This is a genomic window from Streptomyces albospinus (assembly GCF_014648695.1).
Taxonomy (GTDB): Bacteria; Actinomycetota; Actinomycetes; order Streptomycetales; family Streptomycetaceae; genus Streptomyces; species Streptomyces albospinus.
Map to the genome: position 1 here is coordinate 1 of NZ_BMRP01000052.1, position 20486 is coordinate 20486.

21 protein-coding genes and 2 pseudogenes are annotated in these 20486 nt (G+C 72.9%); 7 read left to right on the forward strand and 16 right to left on the reverse strand.

Annotation, left to right across the window (positions count from 1 at the left end; all coding sequences use genetic code 11):
• Window positions 1–187: pseudogene (locus IEZ17_RS36000) on the forward strand (hypothetical protein); the annotation flags it as partial.
• A gap of 66 nt (window positions 188–253) precedes the next feature.
• Here the strand turns inward: IEZ17_RS36000 and mug are convergent.
• The 4 genes from mug to IEZ17_RS36020 form a co-directional block, all read right to left on the reverse strand.
• On the reverse strand, window positions 254–802 hold the full coding sequence (gene mug, locus IEZ17_RS36005) for a G/U mismatch-specific DNA glycosylase (protein ID WP_189307716.1): 549 nt from the start codon (window positions 800–802) through the stop codon (window positions 254–256).
• 14 nt (window positions 803–816) lie between these two features.
• Window positions 817–2250: an adenylosuccinate lyase gene (gene purB / locus IEZ17_RS36010; protein ID WP_189307778.1), complete on the reverse strand. Its 1434-nt coding sequence runs from the start codon at window positions 2248–2250 to the stop codon at window positions 817–819.
• A gap of 124 nt (window positions 2251–2374) precedes the next feature.
• Window positions 2375–2530 carry a hypothetical protein gene (locus IEZ17_RS36015; protein WP_189307718.1) on the reverse strand — a complete coding sequence of 52 codons (156 nt, stop codon included), beginning with the start codon at window positions 2528–2530 and terminating at the stop codon, window positions 2375–2377.
• Between the two features lie 274 nt (window positions 2531–2804).
• Window positions 2805–3677 carry an SGNH/GDSL hydrolase family protein gene (locus tag IEZ17_RS36020; RefSeq protein ID WP_189307720.1) on the reverse strand — a complete coding sequence of 291 codons (873 nt, stop codon included), beginning with the start codon at window positions 3675–3677 and terminating at the stop codon, window positions 2805–2807.
• A gap of 100 nt (window positions 3678–3777) precedes the next feature.
• Between IEZ17_RS36020 and IEZ17_RS36025 the strand changes: the two genes are divergently transcribed.
• Window positions 3778–4401: a TetR/AcrR family transcriptional regulator gene (locus tag IEZ17_RS36025; RefSeq protein ID WP_189307723.1), complete on the forward strand. Its 624-nt coding sequence runs from the start codon at window positions 3778–3780 to the stop codon at window positions 4399–4401.
• Here IEZ17_RS36025 and IEZ17_RS36030 read toward each other — a convergent pair.
• The 7 genes from IEZ17_RS36030 to IEZ17_RS36060 all read right to left on the reverse strand — a co-directional run bounded on the left by IEZ17_RS36030 (window position 4376) and on the right by IEZ17_RS36060 (window position 11447).
• Window positions 4376–5617 (reverse strand): FAD-dependent oxidoreductase, encoded by a 1242-nt coding sequence (locus tag IEZ17_RS36030; RefSeq protein WP_189307725.1) that lies wholly within the window; start codon window positions 5615–5617, stop codon window positions 4376–4378. The two genes, IEZ17_RS36025 and IEZ17_RS36030, sit on opposite strands and share 26 nt — an antisense overlap.
• A gap of 150 nt (window positions 5618–5767) precedes the next feature.
• Window positions 5768–6787: a hemolysin family protein gene (locus tag IEZ17_RS36035; protein WP_189307727.1), complete on the reverse strand. Its 1020-nt coding sequence runs from the start codon at window positions 6785–6787 to the stop codon at window positions 5768–5770.
• Window positions 6784–8130, reverse strand: coding sequence for a hemolysin family protein (locus tag IEZ17_RS36040; RefSeq protein WP_189307729.1), 1347 nt, complete (start codon window positions 8128–8130; stop codon window positions 6784–6786). The genes IEZ17_RS36035 and IEZ17_RS36040 overlap by 4 nt, the downstream gene beginning before the upstream one ends.
• 210 nt (window positions 8131–8340) lie before the next feature.
• Window positions 8341–8766, reverse strand: coding sequence for a GNAT family N-acetyltransferase (locus IEZ17_RS36045; protein WP_189307731.1), 426 nt, complete (start codon window positions 8764–8766; stop codon window positions 8341–8343).
• A gap of 53 nt (window positions 8767–8819) precedes the next feature.
• The gene (locus IEZ17_RS36050; protein WP_189307733.1) at window positions 8820–9710 is read right to left on the reverse strand and encodes an LLM class F420-dependent oxidoreductase; all 891 of its coding nucleotides are present in this window, start codon (window positions 9708–9710) and stop codon (window positions 8820–8822) included.
• A 195-nt stretch (window positions 9711–9905) separates the two neighbouring features.
• Entirely contained in the window at window positions 9906–10328 is a 423-nt protein-coding gene (locus IEZ17_RS36055; protein ID WP_189307735.1) for a phage tail protein, read from the reverse strand.
• A 444-nt stretch (window positions 10329–10772) separates the two neighbouring features.
• The gene (locus tag IEZ17_RS36060; RefSeq protein WP_189307737.1) at window positions 10773–11447 is read right to left on the reverse strand and encodes a GntR family transcriptional regulator; all 675 of its coding nucleotides are present in this window, start codon (window positions 11445–11447) and stop codon (window positions 10773–10775) included.
• Window positions 11448–11734: 287 nt separating this feature from the next.
• Here IEZ17_RS36060 and IEZ17_RS36065 point away from each other — a divergent pair.
• Window positions 11735–12481: pseudogene (locus tag IEZ17_RS36065) on the forward strand (multidrug resistance efflux transporter family protein); the annotation flags it as partial.
• A gap of 3 nt (window positions 12482–12484) precedes the next feature.
• Here IEZ17_RS36065 and IEZ17_RS36070 read toward each other — a convergent pair.
• Window positions 12485–14119, reverse strand: coding sequence for an APC family permease (locus tag IEZ17_RS36070; protein WP_229852978.1), 1635 nt, complete (start codon window positions 14117–14119; stop codon window positions 12485–12487).
• Between the two features lie 80 nt (window positions 14120–14199).
• Here IEZ17_RS36070 and IEZ17_RS36075 point away from each other — a divergent pair, with 80 nt between their 5' ends.
• The 4 genes from IEZ17_RS36075 (at window position 14200) to IEZ17_RS36090 (ending at window position 16245) form a co-directional block, all read left to right on the forward strand.
• Window positions 14200–14418 carry a hypothetical protein gene (locus IEZ17_RS36075; RefSeq protein ID WP_189307739.1) on the forward strand — a complete coding sequence of 73 codons (219 nt, stop codon included), beginning with the start codon at window positions 14200–14202 and terminating at the stop codon, window positions 14416–14418.
• 194 nt (window positions 14419–14612) lie between these two features.
• A complete protein-coding gene (locus tag IEZ17_RS36080) occupies window positions 14613–15593 on the forward strand; it encodes a LysR family transcriptional regulator (RefSeq protein WP_189307741.1) in 981 nt (326 codons plus the stop codon).
• Window positions 15594–15616: 23 nt separating this feature from the next.
• Window positions 15617–15877, forward strand: a complete 261-nt coding sequence (locus IEZ17_RS36085; RefSeq protein ID WP_159506786.1) for a toxin-antitoxin system HicB family antitoxin — start codon at window positions 15617–15619, stop codon at window positions 15875–15877.
• Window positions 15874–16245 carry a fic family toxin-antitoxin system, toxin component gene (locus tag IEZ17_RS36090; protein WP_189307743.1) on the forward strand — a complete coding sequence of 124 codons (372 nt, stop codon included), beginning with the start codon at window positions 15874–15876 and terminating at the stop codon, window positions 16243–16245. Before IEZ17_RS36085 ends, IEZ17_RS36090 begins: the two co-directional genes overlap by 4 nt.
• On the opposite strand, the gene IEZ17_RS36095 is transcribed toward IEZ17_RS36090, so the two are convergent.
• The 4 genes from IEZ17_RS36095 to bioB form a co-directional block, all read right to left on the reverse strand.
• Complete coding sequence (locus IEZ17_RS36095) at window positions 16225–17007, reverse strand: class I SAM-dependent DNA methyltransferase (protein ID WP_189307745.1); 783 nt, start codon at window positions 17005–17007, stop codon at window positions 16225–16227. The genes IEZ17_RS36090 and IEZ17_RS36095 overlap by 21 nt on opposite strands.
• Window positions 17008–17048: 41 nt before the next feature.
• Window positions 17049–17750 (reverse strand): dethiobiotin synthase, encoded by a 702-nt coding sequence (bioD, locus tag IEZ17_RS36100; protein WP_189307747.1) that lies wholly within the window; start codon window positions 17748–17750, stop codon window positions 17049–17051.
• Window positions 17751–17856: 106 nt separating this feature from the next.
• Window positions 17857–19170 (reverse strand): adenosylmethionine--8-amino-7-oxononanoate transaminase, encoded by a 1314-nt coding sequence (locus IEZ17_RS36105; protein WP_189307749.1) that lies wholly within the window; start codon window positions 19168–19170, stop codon window positions 17857–17859.
• Window positions 19163–20329 carry a biotin synthase BioB gene (bioB, locus tag IEZ17_RS36110; RefSeq protein ID WP_189307751.1) on the reverse strand — a complete coding sequence of 389 codons (1167 nt, stop codon included), beginning with the start codon at window positions 20327–20329 and terminating at the stop codon, window positions 19163–19165. The genes IEZ17_RS36105 and bioB overlap by 8 nt, the downstream gene beginning before the upstream one ends.
• Window positions 20330–20486: the final 157 nt, after the last annotated feature.

Genomic DNA, 20486 nt, shown 5'->3' on the forward strand with positions numbered 1-20486 from the left:
GGCGATGGGCCTGCCGGTACGGCCGCCGCTGGAGCTTCTCGCCGGGCTGGTGCCCCGGATCCAGGCCTGGCAGGACGGGGACCGCTGGACAGCGGTCGGCGCGGGGCAGAGCGGACCGGAGCAGCCGTGCCAGGTGCTGGCGGCGATAGGGGAGGGGACACCACCGCCGGGGGCCCGCATACCGTAGCCGTGCGCGGGCCGCCCGCAGGGACCGTCGGCCTGATTCCCCGCGGGAGCCCCGGTGGCCGTCCGGTCAGGACTCGGCGAATGCCGCGGCGCGCAGCCGCCCGTATTCCTCCGCCATGGTGGCCGCCGTCCAATGGGCGTTCAGGCCACTGGGGTTGGGCAGCGCCCAGATGCGGGTGGTGCCGAGGGTGCGTTCCTGGGGGCCGATCCGGGCGTGCTTGTCGCCGAAGGCGACGCGGTACGCCGTGACGCCGGCGACGGCGAGCCACTGCGGGCGCAGCAGGTCCACCTTCTCGGCCAGCAGCCGGCCGCCCTCGCGGTACTCCTCCGCGCTGAGCTCATCGGCCCTGGCGGTCGCCCGCGCCACCACATTGGTGATACCGCAGCCGTGGTCGAGCAGTTCCCGCTGCTCGGCGGGGAGCAGCAGCCGGGGGGTGAAGCCGGCGGCGTGCAGGACGGGCCAGAAGCGGTTGCCGGGCCGGGCGAAGTGGTGGCCGGTGGCCGCCGTCATCAGCCCGGGGTTGATACCGCAGAAGAGCACCCGCAGACCGCTCGCCGCCACGTCGGGGACGAGGCGGTCGCGAGCGGCCTCCAGTTCTTCGGGGGTGAAGCGCATGGCTGCGGCCCGGGTCAGAGGATTGCGCCCGGGGTGTAGGCGGCGGCCTCGGGGTGCTGCTTGGCGATCTCCTCGATCCGGGCGACGACGGCCGCCACCTGGTCGCCGGCCGCGCCGGTGAAGGACAGCTTGTCCGCCATCAGGGCGTCCAACTCCGCCTTGCCCAGCGGGATCCGGGAGTCCGCCGCCAGCTTGTCCAGCAGCTCGTTGCGCTCCACGCCCTGCTCGCGCATGGCCAGCGCCGAGGCGACCGCGTTCTCCTTGATCGCCTCGTGCGCCTCCTCGCGGCCGACGCCGGCGCGCACCGCACCCATCAGCACCTTGGTCGTGGCGAGGAAGGGGAGGTAGCGGTCCAGTTCGCGGGCGACGACGGCGGGGAAGGCGCCGAACTCGTCGAGCACGGTCAGGAAGGTCTCCAGCAGACCGTCCAGCGCGAAGAAGGAGTCGGGGAGCGCGACCCGGCGGACCACGGAGCAGGACACATCGCCCTCGTTCCACTGGTCGCCGGAGAGCTCGCCGGCCATCGAGGCGTAGCCGCGCAGGATCACCATCAGGCCGTTGACGCGCTCGCAGGAGCGGGTGTTCATCTTGTGCGGCATCGCCGAGGAGCCGACCTGGCCGGGCTTGAAGCCCTCGGTCACCAGCTCGTGCCCGGCCATCAGCCGGATCGTCTTGGCCAGCGAGGAGGGGGCGGCGGCCAGCTGCACCAGCGAGGTCACCACCTCGTAGTCCAGCGACCGCGGGTAGACCTGGCCGACGGAGGTGAACGCCTGGCCGAAGCCGAGGTGGGCGGCGATCCGCTGCTCCAGGTCGGCGAGCTTGGCGGCGTCACCGCCGAGCAGGTCGAGCATGTCCTGGGCGGTGCCGACCGGGCCCTTGATACCGCGCAGCGGGTAGCGGGCGAGCAGCTCCTCCAGCCGTGCGTAGCCGACCAGCAGTTCGTCGGCGGCGGTCGCGAAGCGCTTGCCGAGCGTGGTGGCCTGCGCGGCGACGTTGTGCGAGCGGCCGGCCATGACCAGCTCGGAGTACTGGGCGGCCAGCGAGCCGAGCCGTGCCAGCACGGCGACCGTACGGTCCCGCATCAGCGCCAGCGACAGCCGCACCTGGAGCTGCTCGACGTTCTCGGTCAGGTCGCGGGAGGTCATGCCCTTGTGGACCTGCTCGTGGCCGGCCAGGGCGTTGAACTCCTCGATCCGGGCCTTGACGTCGTGCCGGGTGACCTTCTCGCGCTCGGCGATCGAGGCCAGGTCGACGGTGTCCAGGACCCGCTCGTAATCGGCGAGCGCCTGCTCGGGAACCTCCACCCCCAGGTCCTTCTGGGCACGCAGCACCGCGAGCCACAGCTTGCGCTCCAGCTTGACCTTGTACTCGGGGGACCACAGCACGGCCAGCTCCGCGGAGGCGTAGCGGCCGGCCAGGACATTGGGGATGCGAGGCTTCGCAGACACAGCAGTCACGTGGCCAGAGTCTACTGGCGGTTTGCGCAGGCCAGCGCCCCGCCCCGGCCTGTGCGTTCCTCCAAGCGGCGGGGGGCGCCCTCCGGCGCCCCCCGGGCCCCGCTGTCAGCTCTCGTCAGCCCTCGTCGTCTTCTGCCCGGCGCTCGCCCTCCGCCTGGGACGGCTGGGTGCGCATCGTCTCCGGGTGCCGCGGCTCGGCCGGATCCATGTCCTCCTCCAGCCTCTCGCCCTCGGCCTGCGACGGAGTCGTGTACTCGTCGTACTCGCTCATGGCGGCCTCCGCATGATCGGGAACTATGCCGACAAATCGAGCGTAACGCCTGGACCGGCCGACGGCCCGGGCCGACCGTGGTGCGCGGCGGCGCGTTCCTCTGGCCGAGCACCACGCACGGCCCCCCGGAATGCCGCACGCGAAGATCTGCGCGGAGCAGCCGCGGGATTCCTGCGCCGCGCCGACCCGACCGCCGACGGGGTCTCCCGCCGCGAGGGCGCGCTCCGGCGGACAGCGGACGAACTCCCGGAGACGAGCCGCGAGTTGCAGGTGTTCACGGCGTCTCGTGCCAGTCCGTCACCGGGCCGGGGTCCGTCCGGTCGACAGGGGTTATCCAGAAGGCCTTGCCCAGATCGGCACTGAACTGGGCGCCGGTCCGGCCGTCCCCCGACGACCGCCCGGTGAGCCGGCGGCCGATCCACGGGACCAGGTGCTCGCGGGCGAAGCGCAGATCCGCGGAGCGGCGGGCGGTCCAGCCGGGCGGTACGGCGGCGGGCAGCGGGGCGTCCCAGTCCGACTCGGCGGGCAGGCCGAGCGTCTGCCAGACGGCTTCGGCCACCCTGCGGTGGCCCTCGGCGTTGAGGTGCAGCCGGTCGTCGGCCCACAGCCGCGGGTCCGCCAGGGCCCGCGACGCGTAGAGGTCGACGACCAGGGCGTCGTGCCGGGCGGCCAGCTCGTCGAGGTGGGCGAAGAGCTGCTCCATGCGCGGGCGGAAGCGTTCCAGTACGGGACCGCGCCGACCGGGGCTGCGCATGAGGACCAGCCGGCCGCCGCCGCGCGCCAGCAGGTCGGCGGCGGTTGTCAGTTGTGCGCACACCTGGTCCACGTCGCACTTGGGCCGTAGTACGTCGTTGAGGCCGCCGACCAGGGTCACCAGGTCGGCGCCCATCGATGCGGCCGGTCCGCACTGTTCGTCGAGGATCTGCCCGATGAGCTTGCCGCGCACCGCGAGGTTGGCGTACCGGAAACCGGGCGAGCGAAGCGGGGCGGGGGTCCCCCCGGCCGAAGGCTGGGGGAGCGTCGCGAGCCGCGCGGCGAGCAGGTCCGCCCAGCCCCGGTAGGAGCCGTCGGGAAGCCCGTCCGACATGCCTTCGGTGAAGCTGTCGCCGACCGCGACGAAACTGGTGTATCGGGCATTCATCTCCATGGCGCGGTGATCCTATCCCGCGGTGTACGGTCGGGTTCCGGCAGGACCGCGGGACATCACGCGGCGGCCAGAGGCGGCGAAAGACAGAGGTGCGGGTGCGATGACTCCTCGGCAGCGCGCGGATTCCGAGGCGAAGACGTTCACCGAGCGGGCCCGCCGGCAGCAGTTGATCGACTGCACCGTCGACCTGATCTCGACCCGCGGCTATCCGGCGACCTCGCTGTCCGCGATCGCCGAGCGGGCCGGGGTCTCCAAGGCCGCGGTGCTCTACCACTTCTCCTCGAAGGACAACCTCACCCGCGAGGCGCTGACACAGGTGCTGGACCAGTTCGGCGGCTACGTCGCCGAGCGGGTGGCGGGGGCCCCGGACCCGCAGGCCGCGGTCGTCGCCTACGTCCACGCGATGATCGGCTACCAGCGCGACAACCGCCGCCAGGTCCGGGTGATCACCGAGATGCTGCTCGACGACCAGGGCGGCACCCGCCTCAAGACGCCCGGCTCGCATGACACCCACGACCGCTGGCAGACCCTGGCCGCCCTGCTGGCGGAGGGGCAGAAGGCGGGCGTGCTCCGGGAGTTCGACACCTGTACGGTGGCGCTCGCGATCGGCGGCGCGATCGACGGGGTGATCGGGCACTGGCTCGCCCACCCGGACCTCGATCTGGACGCCGCCGCCGCGGAGCTGGAGACCTTCACCCTCAACGCGATCGCGCGCCGGTCCTGACACGGGCGAAGTCCGGGGTCGGCTCGGGGCGGATGCCGACACCGCCGAGATAGCCGGTGACGGTCCGCAGCGCGGGTATCCGCCGCAGCAGCTTCATCGGCACCGGCAGCCGGTCCCCGTGGAGCGTGCCGTTCAGTGCGGACCGGATCATGGCGTGCTCGCTCGCCTGCGACTTCTGCACCACGGCCATCGGCCACTCCCGGCGCTTCTGCACCCGGGTCAGGTCCTCGGTGCCGACCGTCCCCCGGCGCAGCGGACCGGCCAGGATCCGGGCCGCGGCCACCGCGTCCTGGAGGGCGAGATTTACGCCGACGCCGCCGACCGGCGACATGGTGTGCGCGGCGTCGCCGATGCACAGCAGGCCGGGTCGGTGCCAGCGTCGCAGCCGCCCGAACGTCACCTCCAGCAGCTTCACGTCGTCCCAGGAGCCGAGCGTGCCGGTCACCGCGTCGTCCCAGCCGAACAGTGCGCCCAGCCGGTCCCGCAGCCACTGGATGTCGTGGCGGCGCAGGGCCGCGTCCTGCCCCTTGCCGATCAGGTAGGACGTCTGGAAGTACGTGCCGCGGTCCATGGTGACCGCGGCCTGGCCGCCGCCGAACCGGCCGAACACCCGGCCTCCCTTGAGGCCGTCGGTCGGCGCGTCCACCCGGATCTGCCAGACGTCCATCGGCACCTCGAAGTGCCGCTGGTGCATCCCGGCCGCCTGCCGGATCAGCGAGTCCCGGCCGTCGCAGGCGACCGTGAGGTCCGCCGCCAGCTCCCCGGCCGTGCCGTCCTCGTCCACGTAGCGGACCCCGGTGACCCGGCCGCCGTCGGTGAGCAGGCCGGTGGCCCGGGTGCGCATCCGCAGGGTGAAGGACGGTTCCTCGGCGGCGGCGCCGGCGATCAGGTCGAGGAAGTCCCACTGCGGCACCATGGCGAAGTACTTGTGCCGGCCGGGGATGCGCCGCATATCGGCCATCACGACGGTGGTGTCGCCGATCTGCGCCCGCATCTCCTCCAGTTTGGGGAACGGCAGCCGCGCGAATTCGTCGCCGAGCCCGAGGTCGTCGAGCAGGTTCAGGGTCGACGGGTGGACGGTGTCCCCGCGGAAGTCGCGCAGGAAGTCGCCGTGCTTCTCCAGGACGGTCACCTCGATGCCGGCCCTGGCAAGCAGCAGTCCGAGCATCATGCCGGACGGGCCGCCGCCCACCACGCAGCAGGTCGTGCGCTCCATGTTGTTGCCCCCTCGTCGCGTACGCGTACGGATGCGATGGCTGATCGGCGGGCAGCCGCAGACGCGACTGACCGATCGGTTAGCAATCTAACCGATCGGTCAGGGCGTGTTTCCCGGGGGGTCCGTTCCCGCGTACCGGCGGGGTCCGGGTCAGACCGCGGGCTGTTGCAGCACCAGCTCCCGCAGGACGTCCTCCATGGTCACCAGCCCGGCGAGCCGTCCGTCGTCGCCGATCACCGCGGCCAGATGCGTACGGGAACCGCGCATCGCGGTCAGCACGTCGTCCATCGGCGTCGCGGCCCGTACGCGGGCGATCGGGCGCAGCGCGGACACCGGGAAGGGGGCCGTGCTCGGTGCGGCGTCCAGGGCGTCCTTGACGTGCAGATAGCCGAGGATGCGGCGGGTGTCGTCGACGACCGGGAAGCGCGAGAAGCCGGACTCGGCGGCCAGCCGCTCCAGCTCCTCGGGGGTGATCCCCATCCGCGCCGAGACGACCTTGCCCACCGGCAGCACCACGTCCCGGACCGGGCGGCGGCCCAGTTCCAGGGCGTCCCGCAGCCGCTCCTGGGCTCGCTCGTCGAGCAGCCCGGCGGCGCGCGAGTCCTCGACCATCTTCGCCAGCTGGTCGTCCGAGAAGGTCGCGGCGACCTCGTCCCTGGTCTCCACCCGCAGCAGCCGCAGCAGCCCGTTGGCGAGCGCGTTGACCGAGAAGATCACCGGACGCAGCGCCCGGGTCAGCGCGACCAGCGGCGGCCCCAGCAGCAGTGCGCTGCGGACCGGCTCGGCCAGCGCCACGTTCTTCGGCACCATCTCGCCGAAGAGCATGTGCAGATACGTCGCCGCGGCCAGCGCGATCACGAACGAGATCGGGTGGATCAGGGCGTCCGGCATCGACACCGCGTCGAACACCGGCTCCAGCAGGTGCGCGATGGCCGGCTCGGCGACCGCGCCCAGCACCAGCGTGCACAGGGTGATGCCCAACTGGGCGGCGGCCAGCAGCGACGACACGTGCTTGAGGCCCCACAGCACGCTGGTCGCCCGGCGGTCCCCGGCCTCCGCGTGCGGCTCGATCTGACTGCGGCGCACCGAGATCAGCGCGAACTCGGCGCCCACGAAGAAGGCGTTGACGACGAGGGTCAGCAGAGCCAGGAGCAGTTGGAGCGCGGTCATCGGCCGGTCTCCTCGTCACCGGCGGCGCCGTCGGCGCCGGTTGCGGGGGCGTGCAGCAGCACCCGGGCCGCGCGGTGGCCGGACGCGTCCAGCACGTCCATCGACCAGCCCGCCACTTCCAGAGTGTCGCCGGGTGCCGGTATCCGGCCGAGTTCGGTGGCGATGAGCCCGGCGAGGGTCTCGTACGGGCCGTCCGGCAGCCGCAGGCCGATCTGTTCCAGCCGGTCGGTACGGGCGGCGCCGTCGGCCTGGTAGATGGCGCGGCCGTCCGCGTCCGTACCGGCCGGAGCCAGGTCGGGGATCTCCATCGGATCGTGCTCGTCGCGGACCTCGCCGACCACCTCCTCCACGATGTCCTCCAGGGTGGCCACACCGGCCGTGCCGCCGTACTCGTCGATGACCACGGCCATCGTGCGCCGGCCGGACAGCCGGTCCAGCAGCCGGTCCACGGTCAGCGTCTCGGGCACCAGCAGCGGCTCGCGCAGCAGGTCCGAGACCGGGTGGCGGGGGCGCCGCTCGGCCGGTACGGCCAGCACGTCCTTGATGTGGGCCACCCCCACGACGCTGTCCAGGCTGCCGCGGTAGACCGGGAAGCGGGACAGTCCGGTGGCCCGGGTGGCGTTGGCGACGTCCTCGGCGGTGGACTGCACCTCAAGGGCCACCACCTGCACCCGCGGCGTCATCACGTTCTCCGCGGTCAGATCGGCGAGGTTGAGGGTCCGTACGAACAGCTCGGCGGTGTCCGGCTCCAGGGCGCCCTCCTTGGCGGAGTGCCGGGCCAGTGCCACCAGCTCCTGTGGCCCGCGCGCCGAGGCCAGCTCCTCGGCCGGCTCCAGACCCATCCGGCGGACCATGTGGTTGGCCGCGTTGTTCAGATGCCTGATCAGCGGCTTGAAGGCGGCGCTGAAACCGCGCTGGGCGGTGGCCACGTTCCTGGCGACGGCCAGCGGGCTGGAGATCGCCCAGTTCTTGGGGACCAGCTCGCCGACGACCATCAGCACCACGGTGGAGATCGCCGTGCCAAGGACCAGGGCCACCGAGTCCGCGGCCGAGCGCGGCAGCCCGAGCGCGGTCAGCGGCCCGGACAGCAGTGTGGCGATGGCCGGTTTGGACAGCATGCCGATGAGCAGGCCCGTGACGGTGATGCCGAGCTGGGCGCCGGAGAGCTGGAAGGTCAGTCCGCGGACGGCCTTGAGGGCGCTGTCCGCACCGCGCTCACCGCGTTCGGCGGCGCGGGCCAGGTCGCTGCGCTCGACCGTCGTCAGCGAGAACTCCGCCGCGACGAAGACGCCGCAGGTCAGGGTCAGGAGGAGTGCCACGGCCAGCAGGAGCAGGTCGGTCATCGGGTCACCTCCGTCCCATGTTCGAACAGGATCGGAAGGTTCGCGTCCTGTCGCCAGGACGCTCGACAACTGGGAGGTTCGCCCATGGCTGGACGCTCACACACCTTTCGCCGGGGTAGGGGAACTCAATAGTAAAGGGTCGGCAAAGTGGCCGAGATGGCGCGAGCCCGCCCCTCGGATGCGGGGCGGCCTCCCAGAGGGCCCTGCGGCTCAGGCGTCGAGATGCTTGACCCAGCGGCTCCACTGCGGCTCGGGCGCATACCCCGCCGCCCGCCAGGCATGGTGCGCGAGCTCGTTGCGGTCCAGCACCATCGCATCGCCGCGCCGGCCGCCCAGTGCGGTGAACCGCGCCTCGGCCGCCGCCAGCAGTGCGCCGCCGACCCCGCGCCGGCGGTGCCCGGGATGGACGGCGAGCCGGTACAGATGGCAGCGCCAGCCGTCGAAGCCGGCTATCACCGTGCCCACCAGCTCGTCCTCCTCCTCGGCGAGCACCAGCGACTCCGGGTCGCGCGCCAGCAGCCGCGCCACCCCGTCCGTGTCGTCACTGATGCTGGTGCCCTCGGCAGCGACCTTCCAGAAGGCGAGGACGGCATCGAGATCGGCCGGCGTCGCGGCCCGTACCCGGAGTTCACTCATGATCCGATCCCATCACCGCGCGCGGCGCCGTGTCGATCGGATTCCGCTCCCGGTCAGCTGCCCTTCAGCTCCTCGATCACCGGCGCGAACGCCTCCAGGAACGGGTCCAGCACGGTGATGTACGAGAAGCCGTACCGCTCCCGGCGCTCGCGCAGCTGCTCGGCCAGCTGCGCCGGCGTGCCGATCAGCAGGGTCGGGACCTCCAGCGCCTGCTCCTCGTCCACCCCCATGCCCCGTGCGGCGATCTCCCGGGCGGCGGCACGGCGGTCGTCGGTCACCAGCACCTGCTGGACGAGGATGTTCAGCTCGGCCGGCTCCGCGCGGTCCGCGGCGTACTTCTCGTACGCGGCGACCGAGGCCGCCAGCTTCTCGGGCGGCAGCAGCTCCAGCGTGCCCTCCGGCTTGCCGGGCGCCTGCCGGCCGCCGGTGAACGCCGCGATCTGCGCGTGACGCGCCGCCAGCCGCAGCATCCGCGGGCCGTTTCCGCCGATCAGTAGCGGCGGGCGCGGCTGCTGGACGGCCTGCGGCCGGTGCTCGGGGTCGCCGAGCAGCCGGTCCAACTCCTCGATGGTGCGCTCCAGATGGTCCACCCGCTCACCGGGCGTCCCGAAGGGCAGCCCGGCCGTGTCGTGCTCGGCCTTCACATATCCCGTGCCCAGGCCCAGCTCCAGCCGGCCGCCGGTGAGCGCGTCGGTGGTGGCCACCTCGCGGGCCAGCAGCGCCGGGTTGAAGAACCCGGCGTTCAGAACGAAGGTGCCCACCCGGGGGCGTTCGGTCGCCTCCGCGGCGGCGACCAGTGCGGGGAACGGCGCCGGCCACCCCAGATGGTCCGGTACGAGCAGTACGTCATAGCCCAGTTCCTCGGCGCGCCGGCACTTCTCGCGCCAGGCCGGGCCCGAGTCGATGGTGAGCATGTTGACGCCGAAGCGGAACGGACGCGGCATGAGGCCCCCTGTGCAAGTGTGGTCGGTACCGCATGCCGTAACAATCAACCCCCCGGCGCTCATTCCCGGTTGACTCCCGGCGTCCATCCCCGATCGGTGCCCGTACGGTGCCGGATGCGGGGTAGCCCCGGCTCGCGGTGCGTCGAGCCGGGACTCCGGGCAGTACGGGACGACGGCCGGGGTCCGGCGGCCCGCTCAGGTGGAGACCGTCAACTCCTCGTACTCCAGCGTCACCGACTCCTCGGCGGGCCCGCTTCCCGCCTCGTCGTGGAGGGTTTCCCACGACGTCGGGACGGCGTTGGCGAGGTGGAAGCGGCGCAGCGGGGTGCGGTCGGCGGCGTAGTGGACGACGGTCACCGCTTTCCGGGCCGGGACTTCGGCGCGGTCCACCAGGCATCTCGTGAGCCAATCGGTGAAGGCGGTGCTCTTGTCCGGGCCGCGCACGATGGTGATCTCACCGGACCGCCCCGGGCCGTCCGGCTGCCGGCCGGCGCCGGGTGGTGCCGCTCCGATCGCCGTCCCGGTCACCGAGCGGACCGTCTCGACCTGGAACGCGCCGAGTTCGATGCTGACGGCCGAGGGGAGCGGTGCATCAGCAGCTGCGTCTCCGTGAGGCATGGGTCAACTCCTGCTCTGGTCATGGGGACTGGGCCGGCCGGCCCCGTGTCCGGTCGCCGGACCGCTGCCCGTGCCGGTCCCACGGCATTCCCCGGCTCGCTCGAACGGAGGCAGGAAGAACGATTCGGCTCGCTCGGATGGCGCTGTACCGCCGGTCGCCGCACGGCTGATGGCACCAGGCCGGCCCGGGGCGCGGCCGGGCAGGCCCGGCCCCATGCCGATCCGGCCGATATCAGTGGACGTCTGGGGGAGTTCGCCGAGTCGGGTCTGAGGGATCCCGACCGGGCGGTGGACGTGGCGGTGGACGCGCTGACCGCCCGGCGGGCGGTCGAGCCGATCCGGCGCGCGGAACACCTGGCCGCGATGGCGCGTCAACCAGACGATCAGGGGGCCGAGTTCGTCGCCGCCGTCACCCCGAGGCAGGGAAGGCCGCCGTCCCGCCCGTCATGACCCCGGGTCCCCGGCCGCCGCCCCGGCCGCCTCCTCCGCCGTGTCCAGCCCGCTCCAGATCTCGCCCGACAGCGCCACCGCGGTCTCCGTCGCCCGCGCCGCGCAGGCGTCGATCAGCGCGTCGTGCCGCTCGACGGAGGCGCGGGCCCCGGTGCTGGAGAAGCGGCGGCGCTCCAGCCTGCGCAGGAGCGGGGTGTAGCGGCGGACCGTCTCGGCCAGCGCCTCGTTGCCGCACACCTCGATCGGCACGGCGTGCAGCGCGTCATCGGCGGCGATGGCGGCGGCCGGGTCCTCGGCGTCCAGCGCACGGACGAACGCGGCATTGGCCGACCGCATCCGCGCCAGATGCTCCTCGGTGAACCGGGGGACCGCCTCGCGGACGGCGAGGGCGTGCATCGCCTGGACGACGGCCAGCGCATCGCGGATCTCCCGGGCCACGACGGGGGCGACCCGGGTGTAGCTCTGCGGCTTCGACACCACCAGCCGCTCGGCGGCGAGGCGGGCCAGCGCCTGTCGTACGGGGGCGCGGGAGAGGCCCAGCCGTTCGGCGAGCTCGGCGTCGTGGAGTTTCTGGCCGGGCGGCAGCTCGCCGGAGACGATCGCCTCCAGCAGTGCGTCGTACGCCTCGTCGCGCAGCAGCCGTCGCGGCACCGGTTCCAGTGCGGTCACGCCCCTGATCCTAAGCGGCGGCCCCCGGCGCGGGGACCGGACCGGAGGCCAACTAACATTTCAGATGTCAATCTGCCTCAGCGGCCGGAAAGTGCAGGCCAGCTGGGTGGGAGGGCGGCAATGTCACAGCGTTACAGGTGAGGGAGAGGTGGGGCGCGATGCCGATGGCGAGCCCGAGTACGGGAGCGATCCGGGGCGGCCGGGCGCGGGTCCCGATCGTGTACCCGATGGCCCTCGGCATCCTCGCCGCCGGCTGCTTCGCCACCACCTTCGTGCTCAACCGCCTGATGGCCGTCTCCGGCGGCTCCTGGATGTGGAGCGCCGCCCTGCGTTATCTGTTCATGGTCGTCCCGATGGTCGCGCTGGTGGCGGTACGCGGCGGACTGCCCGGCGTGCTGCGCAGCCTGCGGACCCGGCCGGCGGTCTGGCTGGTCTGGTCGACCGTCGGCTTCGGCCTCTTCTACGCGCCGCTGACCTGGGCCGGAGAGACGGGCGCCGGGTGGCTGGTCGCCTCGACCTGGCAACTGGTGATCGTCGCGGGTATCGCCCTGGGCGCGCTGGGCGGCGGCCGGGTCCCGCTGCGCACCCTCGTGGTCTCCGTGCTGATCGTCCTGGGCGTGGTCCTGACGCAGCTTCAGCACGCCGGCGGGACCGGGCCGGGCGCCGTCCTGCGGGTGGTGCTGCCGGTCGCGGTCGCCGCCGTGGCCTATCCGCTCGGCAACCGCCGCCTCCTCGGGCTCGACGGCCTGGACGGGGTGCAGCGCACGCTCGCCATGACACTCGGCTCGCTCCCGCTGTGGCTGACGCTGGCCGGTACCGCCGCGGCGACCCAAGGACCGCCGTCCGGCGGCCAGTTGGCCCGGTCGCTGATCGTCGCCCTGGTCTCCGGGGTGGCGGGCACCACCGTTTTCTTCCGCGCCACCGATCTGGTCCGCGGCCGGCCGGCCGCCCTGGGCGCGGTCGAGGCGACCCAGGCGGCCGAGGTGCCGTTCACCCTGCTCGGGGAGGCGGCAGTGGTCGGCGTCGCGGCACCCGGGCTATCCGGCTGGGCGGGCCTGGCCCTGATCGTCGGGGGACTGTGTGCGCATGCGCGGGGTCAGATATCCGGCGAGGCCGACGGCGAGCAGCAGGCCGACGGTGCCCAGGGTGAACGTCTCGAAGGTGAGCCGGGAGACGCCCCAGGTCGTCCGGAAGCGGTACGGGATGCCGACCGCCGCCTCCAGGGTGCCGGGGAAAAGCGTCGCCCATGAGCCGAGCAGGATCCAGGCGTAGACCAGCAGGGTCGCGACCGTGAAGCCCCGGGTGCCGAACGGGACTTCGTAGGGCCGGGGCACCTCGCGGTGGTGCAGCCGCAGCGCCAGCAGGGCGGGGATCAACGCGAGGTAGGAGAGCAGCAGCGTGGTGATCGCGACGGACAGCACGACGCCGAAGACGGCAGCGGCGTTGCCGTGCGCGAGGTTCATCGCGGCGACCATGAACGCGGTGGCGGTGACGCCGGAGACCAGGTTCATCCGGACTGGGGTGCCCAGCCGCGGATGGAACGCGCCCAGGGCGCCGGTGAAGAAGCCGCCGTCGGCCGCGGCCATCGCCTGCATCCGGTCGGCGACGATCATCCAGGCGCTGCCCTGGGTCAGCAGCGCCACCGCGAACAGCACGGCGACGCAGGTCAGCAGCGGTCCGCTCCAGCTGCCGTAGATCCCGAAGACCAGCTCGGCGGCGTCCATGAAGCCGCCGATCCCGGTGACCCGGCCGGGCGGGGCGGCGGACAGGATGGCTGCCACCGGCAGGAGATAGCAGCAGGCGGCGATGGTGCCGGTCCTCCCGATGGCCACCGGGACGTCGTGCTGCGGATCGTGCATCTCGTCGCCCGCCGCGTTGGGCGCCTCGAACCCGACGTAGGCGAAGAGGAGGACCGGCACCAGCGCCAGGAATCCGGCAGCGGTGGGGGAGAAGGCGGCCTGCTCCAGCCCGCGGAAGCCGTGCTCGATGCCGTAGGCGACCGCGGTGACGGTGAAGAAGGCCAGCGCCAGCACCTTGGCCGCGGCGCCGCCGGTGGTGATCCACTTGCCGCGGCGCAGCGAGACCACCGCGGTGAGGATGGCGGCCCAGATGAAGACGAGTTTGAAGACGTAGTCGGCGAAGGAGCCGGAGCCGAGGCGGAAGACGAAGTCGTTCCAGGCTTCGGCGGCGATGAAGACGAGTGAGCCGCCGAGCCATACGGGGTTGGTGACCCAGTAGAACAGGGTGGTCAGCGCGGCCGGCAGTCGGCCGAAGGCCACTTCCACCCAGACGTAGGGGCCGCCCTCCTGCGGGAAGGCGGCGCCGGTCTCGGCGAAGATCAGGGCGTACGGCAGCAGGAACGCCACGGCCAGGACGGCGATCCAGACGATGGCCTGGCCGCCGCCGGCGGCGATCTGCCCGATCACATCGAAGGAGATCACCGCGGCGACGCCCATCGCCATGATGTCGAACCGGCGCAGACTGCGCTTCAGATGCGGAACAGGGGCGGGGACGGACACGGCTGTGATCCTCCTGGGGCGGAGCGGCGGGCGGGCGGTCCGGTCGGTCGCTCCGGTCTCCCGGCGGATCACATCGTGCGGCATGCGCTCCGGCCGCATCGGCAGCGGCGCGCGGGTGTCGCGGTCCGCGCCCGGATACCCGCCCGGCACCATGCCGGTCGGACTTCCCCGGCCAACGCCAACTCTCCTGACTGCACAGGGAGTTCACGGGGCGGACAGCACGCCCGATTCGGATGGCGCGGGCCGGCGGCCCCTCCCGAGCCCTCTCCCGAACCCCCTCCCGGGCGATCGTCCGCACCGCGGCGTCCCCCGCGCTCGCCCGCGACCTGGTGGCGCCGGCGGGCGGCTGCGGTCAGCACACCATCGGCCGCGACCCCGGCGTGGACCGCACCGCCGCACGCGAGGCGGTCCCCGGCCGCGCCCGTACGATGACCGGCTGCCCGCGGTGGTGAGCCGGGCCCGCCGCGCCGGACCGGCGGCCACCGACACGCCGTCAACGCCCGCGCCGCCGCTCGGTTCAGGACCTTGATGGCCTGGTGCCCCTGTCCACGGAGGGCTTCCCCCCGCTAGGGTCGGCTGCGTTGTCGATCATGGCGCTTCCCCACGGCGCCCCCGGGCGCCGTGCGCCGAGCTCCGAGGAAGGGCCGTGGAACTCAACCTCCACCGACTGTGGATCTTCATGCAGGTCGTCGAGCACCAGGGCTTCTCCGCCGCCGCGCACAAGCTCTACATGAGCCAGCCGTCCGTCTCCAACCAGGTCCGCCGGCTCGAACAGTCCCTGCGGGTCACCCTTATCGACCGCTCCGGCACCCGCGCCCGGCCGACCGCCGAGGGCGAGGTGCTCGCCGAGTACGGCAAGCGGGTCTTCCTGCTCACCGAGGAGGCGGTGGCCGCCGTCCAGCAGGTCGGCGGCCTGGCGGCCGGCCGCCTCCTGGTCGGCGGCTCCACCACCGTGGGCACCTATCTGCTGCCCGCCCTCCTGGCCCGGTACCAGCAGCGCCACCCCGGCATCGACTGCGATGTCTTCGTCGGCAACCACGAGGCCGTACAGGAGCGGCTGCTCGGCGGCGGCATCGGCATCGCCGTCGTCGCCGGCACACCGCAGAGCGACCGGCTGGTCGTCGAATCGGTCCTCGACGAGCACCTGGTGCTGATCACGGCCCCGGACCATCCACTGGCCCGGCGCACTACCGTCGGCCCCGCCGACCTGACCGCGGCCCGCGCCCGCTTCCTGCTCCGCGAACAGGGCTCGCGGACCCGCGAACTCCAGGAGCACGTCCTGGCCGACTGGGGCCTGGCCGCCGCCCCGCGGGCCGACATCTGGGGCCCGGAGGCGGTCAAGCAGTGCGTGGCGGCCGGCCTGGGCCTGGCCCTGATATCCGAACACGCCGTCGTCGACGAGGTCCGCGCCGGCACCCTCGCGGTACTCCCCGTCACCCCGGCCCCGCGGCCCCGCCCCATCAGCCTGGTACGCCGCCGGGACCGCCTGCCGTCCCCCGCGGAACGGGCGTTCCTGGACGTCCTTCGGGGCCTGCGGCACTGGCCGGGGCGGCAGGAGGCGAGCCCGGAGCCCGCGGTGCGCGGGGGACACGCGGAGGGCGGCGACAGCGGCTCTTGCCGGTGCTAGCGGATCCGCGCTAGCTTGGAGGGGTGGCGAAGACGCAGCTGAACGTCCGCGTGGACGAAGCCACCGCCGAAGCGGCGCGGGAGCGCGCCCTACAGCGGGGAGTGAGCATGAACCGCTATATCGAGGAGCTCGTCCTCAAGGACGCGGGAGAGGTCGGCCAGACCTTCGTCGAGGCCGCCTCCGACTTCATGAAGCAGTACGAACGGGTCTTCGCCGAAGAGTTCGGCCTGGAGCAGGGCCGCACACCCCTCAGCCACCCGGAAGGACAGCCGGGCACAACGTGACACTGCGTATCGATCTCGCCTGGCTCCTCCTGATCGCCGAACAGCACACCCCCGGAGACCCCCAGGTCACCGACTGGGGTGCCCTGGTGGCCGCCGTGGGCCGCCACGAAGCGGAGATATTCGGCGTCCCCGTCTACCCCGAACCCCAGGACCGCGCCGCAGCCCTCCTCCAACTCCTGCTGCGCGTACCGGCGTTGGAGCGGTCGAACGCCATGTTCGCGACCGCCGTGGCCTACGGCTACCTCGTCGCCAGCGGCCGGAAGGTCGCCACCTCTCCCGAGCAGGTCCGCGACCTGGCCCGCCTGGTCAAGGAAGGCACCGCGGACGTCCACGCCATCGCGGAGGAGCTACGCACCTGGACGGTCTGACCCGGGGCCACGCCGCGCGACGGTGATGATCTCCGGGCTCGCCGGCGTCAGCGGGCCGCGCTCCCAGTCCCCGTACCGCTCCGCAACCGCCAGCCCGGCCCCGGCCAGAAACCGCGCCAGCGCCTCCGCGCCGAGAAACCGCAGCGCGGCCTGACGCACCTGCGGACCGGCCGGGCCCGGCCCGCTGAACGTCTCGGAGAACCGGACGAGATCCCCCTCCACCGGCAGGCGCACCTCGTGCGCGACCCGCACCGTGCGCCCGTCGGGGTGTGTCACCTCCACCGCCCGGTCCGGGGTCCACCGCTCCCACGGCCGGACCAGCGGATTCCGCGTCTCGAAGACGAACCGGCCACCCTCGCGCAGCGCACCCCGGACGGCGGCGAGCGCGCCGCGCAACGCCTCGTCCGTGGTGAGGCACTGAAAGGCGTGGCCGGTCATCACGACCAGGTCGAAGCCGCCGAGTCCATGGGCGCCGAGGGACTCCGCGTCGCCGGAGACCCATGCGATGCCGAGGTCCGTACGGCGCCGGGCCCGGGCCAGCATCGGGCCGGACGGGTCGATCCCGCAGAGGCGGCCGGTGTGCCCGGCCTCCCGGGCGCGGTGCAGCAGGGTGCCGGTACCGCAACCGACGTCGAGGACGGAGCCCGCGGCCATCACCAGGCCGAGGGAGAAGTCGTTGTCCGGGCCCCAGGGGTTCAGGAGGTCGTACCACTCGCCGTGGTCGGGCGCTCCGTCCGCTCCGCCGTCCGCGCTCTTGGCCATCGCAGCAGCATGCGGCACAACTCGTCTGCGGTGCGAGCGGGTTACGCGGGCGTCCGGAACGCGCCCGAGCCGCCCAGTTCCGGGGCCAGCCAGCCGGGGGCCGCGGCTCGGAACGCGGTCGGGGCCAGGGTGCCGGAGCCCTCCGGGATCAGGCCGAGGAGGGGCGCGCCGGCGGCCTCCGGGAGGTCGGCGAGGTTGCAGCGGCAGGCGAGATCGGGCTCGGCGGGCCAGCTGCCGACGACGATGCCGGGGGAGTCGATGCCGTACGAGCGCAGTGCCATCGCTGTCAGCGCGGTGGTGTTGAGGGTGCCCAGACCGGCCTGGACGACCACGAGGACGGGGGCGCCCGCGAGGCGGGCGGCGTCGGCGAGGGTGTGGCCGTCCGCGTCGAAGCGGACCAGCAGTCCGCCGGCGCCCTCGACCAGGACCAGGTCGTGCGAGGCGTCCAGCTTCGCCGCGGCGTCGGCGATCTCCTGCGGGCCCACCGCCGGCAGACCGGCCCGCCGGGCGGCCGTCCCGGGTGCCAACGGCTCGGGGAAGCGGGCGAGTTCGGTGGTGGTGACCGGCCCGGCCAGCCGCTCGACCTCCGCCGCGTCGCCGGGTTCCTGGGCCGTGACACCGGTCTGGGCCGGCTTGAGCACGGCCACCGAGCGGCCCCGGCCGAGCGCCGCCGCGGCGATCGCGGCCGTGGTCACGGTCTTGCCGATCTCGGTACCCGTGCCCGTGACGAACAGCACCGCCATGGTGCGCCTCCGAACTCCGTACTGGTGGTGGGGATGGTGGGGGTGGTGAGGATGAGGGTCAGTGGTGGGGCGGAGGAGGGGCAACTCTCCCGCCCCCGACGGAGGTTCAGCCCTCGCGGGCCGCCGCGCAGACCGCGGCGCAGATCCGTGCCACGTCCTCGTCGCCGGTGATGTACGGCGGCATCGTGTAGATCAGGTCCCGGAACGGGCGCAGCCAGACGCCCTCCCGGACCGCGGCACGGGTCGCCGCCGCCATGTCGACCGCATGGTCGAGCTGGACGACGCCGATCGCGCCCAGCACCCGGACGTCGCGGACCCCGGCGATGCCCCGGGCCGCCGCGAGCCCGTCCCGCAGGCCGGCTTCGATGCGTCCGACCTGCTGCGCCCAGTCCTGGGACAGCAGCAGCTCGATGGAGGCGTCCGCGACGGCGGCGGCCAGCGGATTGCCCATGAAGGTGGGGCCGTGCGCCAGCACCGGCAGCTCGCCGCGGGAGATGCCGTCGGCGATCTCCGCGGTGCACAGCGTCGCCGCGAGCGTCAGATATCCGCCGGTCAGCGCCTTGCCCACGCACATCACGTCCGGGGCCACGCCGGCGTGCCCGGCGGCGAAGAGCGCGCCGGTACGGCCGAAGCCGGTGGCGATCTCGTCGAAGACCAGCAGCACGCCATGGGCGTCGCAGGCTTCCCGCAGCACCCGCAGATAGCCGGGGGAGTGGAAGGACATCCCGCCCGCGCCCTGCACCACCGGCTCGACGATCACCGCGGCCAGCTCCTCGGCGTGCCGGGCGATCAGCTCGCGCAGATGGTCCGCGTAGCCGTCGTCCGGCGCGGCGTCGAAACCGGCCGGCGGCGCGTCCGCGAAGATCTGCCGCGGGAGCACGCCCTGCCACAACTCGTGCATCCCGCCGTCCGGATCGCAGACGGACATCGGCTGCCAGGTGTCGCCGTGGTACCCCCCGCGCCAGGTCAGCAGCCGCTGCTTACGGGGCTTGCCGAGCGAGCGCCAGTACTGGAGGCACATCTTGACCGCGACCTCGACCGACACCGAACCGGAGTCGGCGAGGAAGACGTGCCGCAGCGGCTCCGGGGTGATGTCGACCAGCCGCTTGGCCAGCCGCACGGCGGGCTCATGGGTGAGCCCGCCGAACATCACATGGCTCATCCGGGACAGCTGGCCGCGGGCGGCGTCGTTGAGCACCGGGTGGTTGTACCCGTGCACCGCCGACCACCACGACGCCATGCCGTCCACCAACTCCGTCCGGCCTTCCGCGGGCCGGGCCAGCCGCAGCCGGACGCCGGAGGCCGACTCGACCAGCAGCGGCTCGCTCCGGCCGGGCATCGGCCCGTACGGGTGCCAGACGTGCTGCCGGTCGAGCGCGAGCAGTTCCTCCGGAGGGAGCGGGGTGCGCGGCTCAGGCATTGGGCGGCAGATCGGTGCCGGCGCCGCGGCGGCGCACCGCGACCAGGTCGCGCCGGCTCTCCTCGGCGGGCGCCGGGACGCCGGCGGTCTCCGCCGTACCGGACACGGCTTCCTCCGCTGCCTCTGCCTCTGCCTCTGCCGCCGGCCCGCCGCACGTGCGGTGTTCCGGCAGCGTCATGGTGTCCGTACCCTCCACCTCGAAGCCGGCGTCCGCGATCATCGCCAGATCGTCCTTGCCGGCCTGGCCCTCGCTGGTCAGGTAGTCGCCGAGGAAGATGGAGTTGACCAGATGGAGGGCGAGCGGCTGCATGCTCCGCAGGTGCACTTCCCGGCCGCCGGCCAGCCGCACCTCCACGTCCGGGCAGACGAACCGGACCATCGCGAGGATGCGCAGGCAGCGCTGCGGAGTGAGGTTCCACTCCTTGGCCAGCGGCGTGCCCTCGAACGGGATCAGGAAGTTGACCGGCACCGAGTCGGGGTCCAGCTCGCGCAGCGCGAAGACCACGTCCACCAGATCGGCGTCGGACTCGCCCATACCGGCGATCAGCCCGGAGCACGCGGACATGCCCGCCGCCTGGGCCTGCTGGACGGTGTCCACCCGGTCCGAGAAGTCGTGTGTGGTGCAGATGTCGCCGTAAGTGGCTTCCGAGGTGTTGAGGTTGTGGTTGTACGCGTCGGCGCCCGCCGTGCGCAGCCGCTCCGCCTGGCCCTCGCTGAGCAGCCCCAGGCAGGCGCACACCTCCACGCCCTCGTTCTGCTCCTTGATGGCGGAGATGGTCTCCGAGACCCGCGCCACGTCCTTGTCCGTGGGGCCCCGGCCGCTGGCGACCAGGCAGACCCGCTTGGCGCCGCCGGCCACCCCGGCCGCGGCGGCCTTGGAGGCCTCATCGGGCTTGAGCCAGGTGTACTTGAGGATCTCGGCCTTCGACCCCAGCCGCTGGGAGCAGTACGAGCAGTCCTCCGGGCACAGGCCCGACTTGAGGTTGACGAGGTAGTTCAGCTTGACCCGCCGCCCGAACCACTGGCGGCGCACCTTCCCGGCCGCGGCCACCACGTCGAGCAGTTCGTCATCGGATGTCGCCAGTACGGCGAGCGCCTCTTCGCGGGTCGGCACCTCGCGCCGCAGTCCCTTGTCCACCAATGCGTTCAGCAGGTCCATGGCGTTGATCCTGGCGTACGCCCCGCCTCCCGGCCAAGGAGGATTCCCACAATGCGCGCCGATCGGGGTGTGTGTATCACCACACTGTCTCCCCGCAGAACGACCGCTAACGTCTATCGACAGCCCACAATCACGGCCGATATGAAGCCCGCTTTCG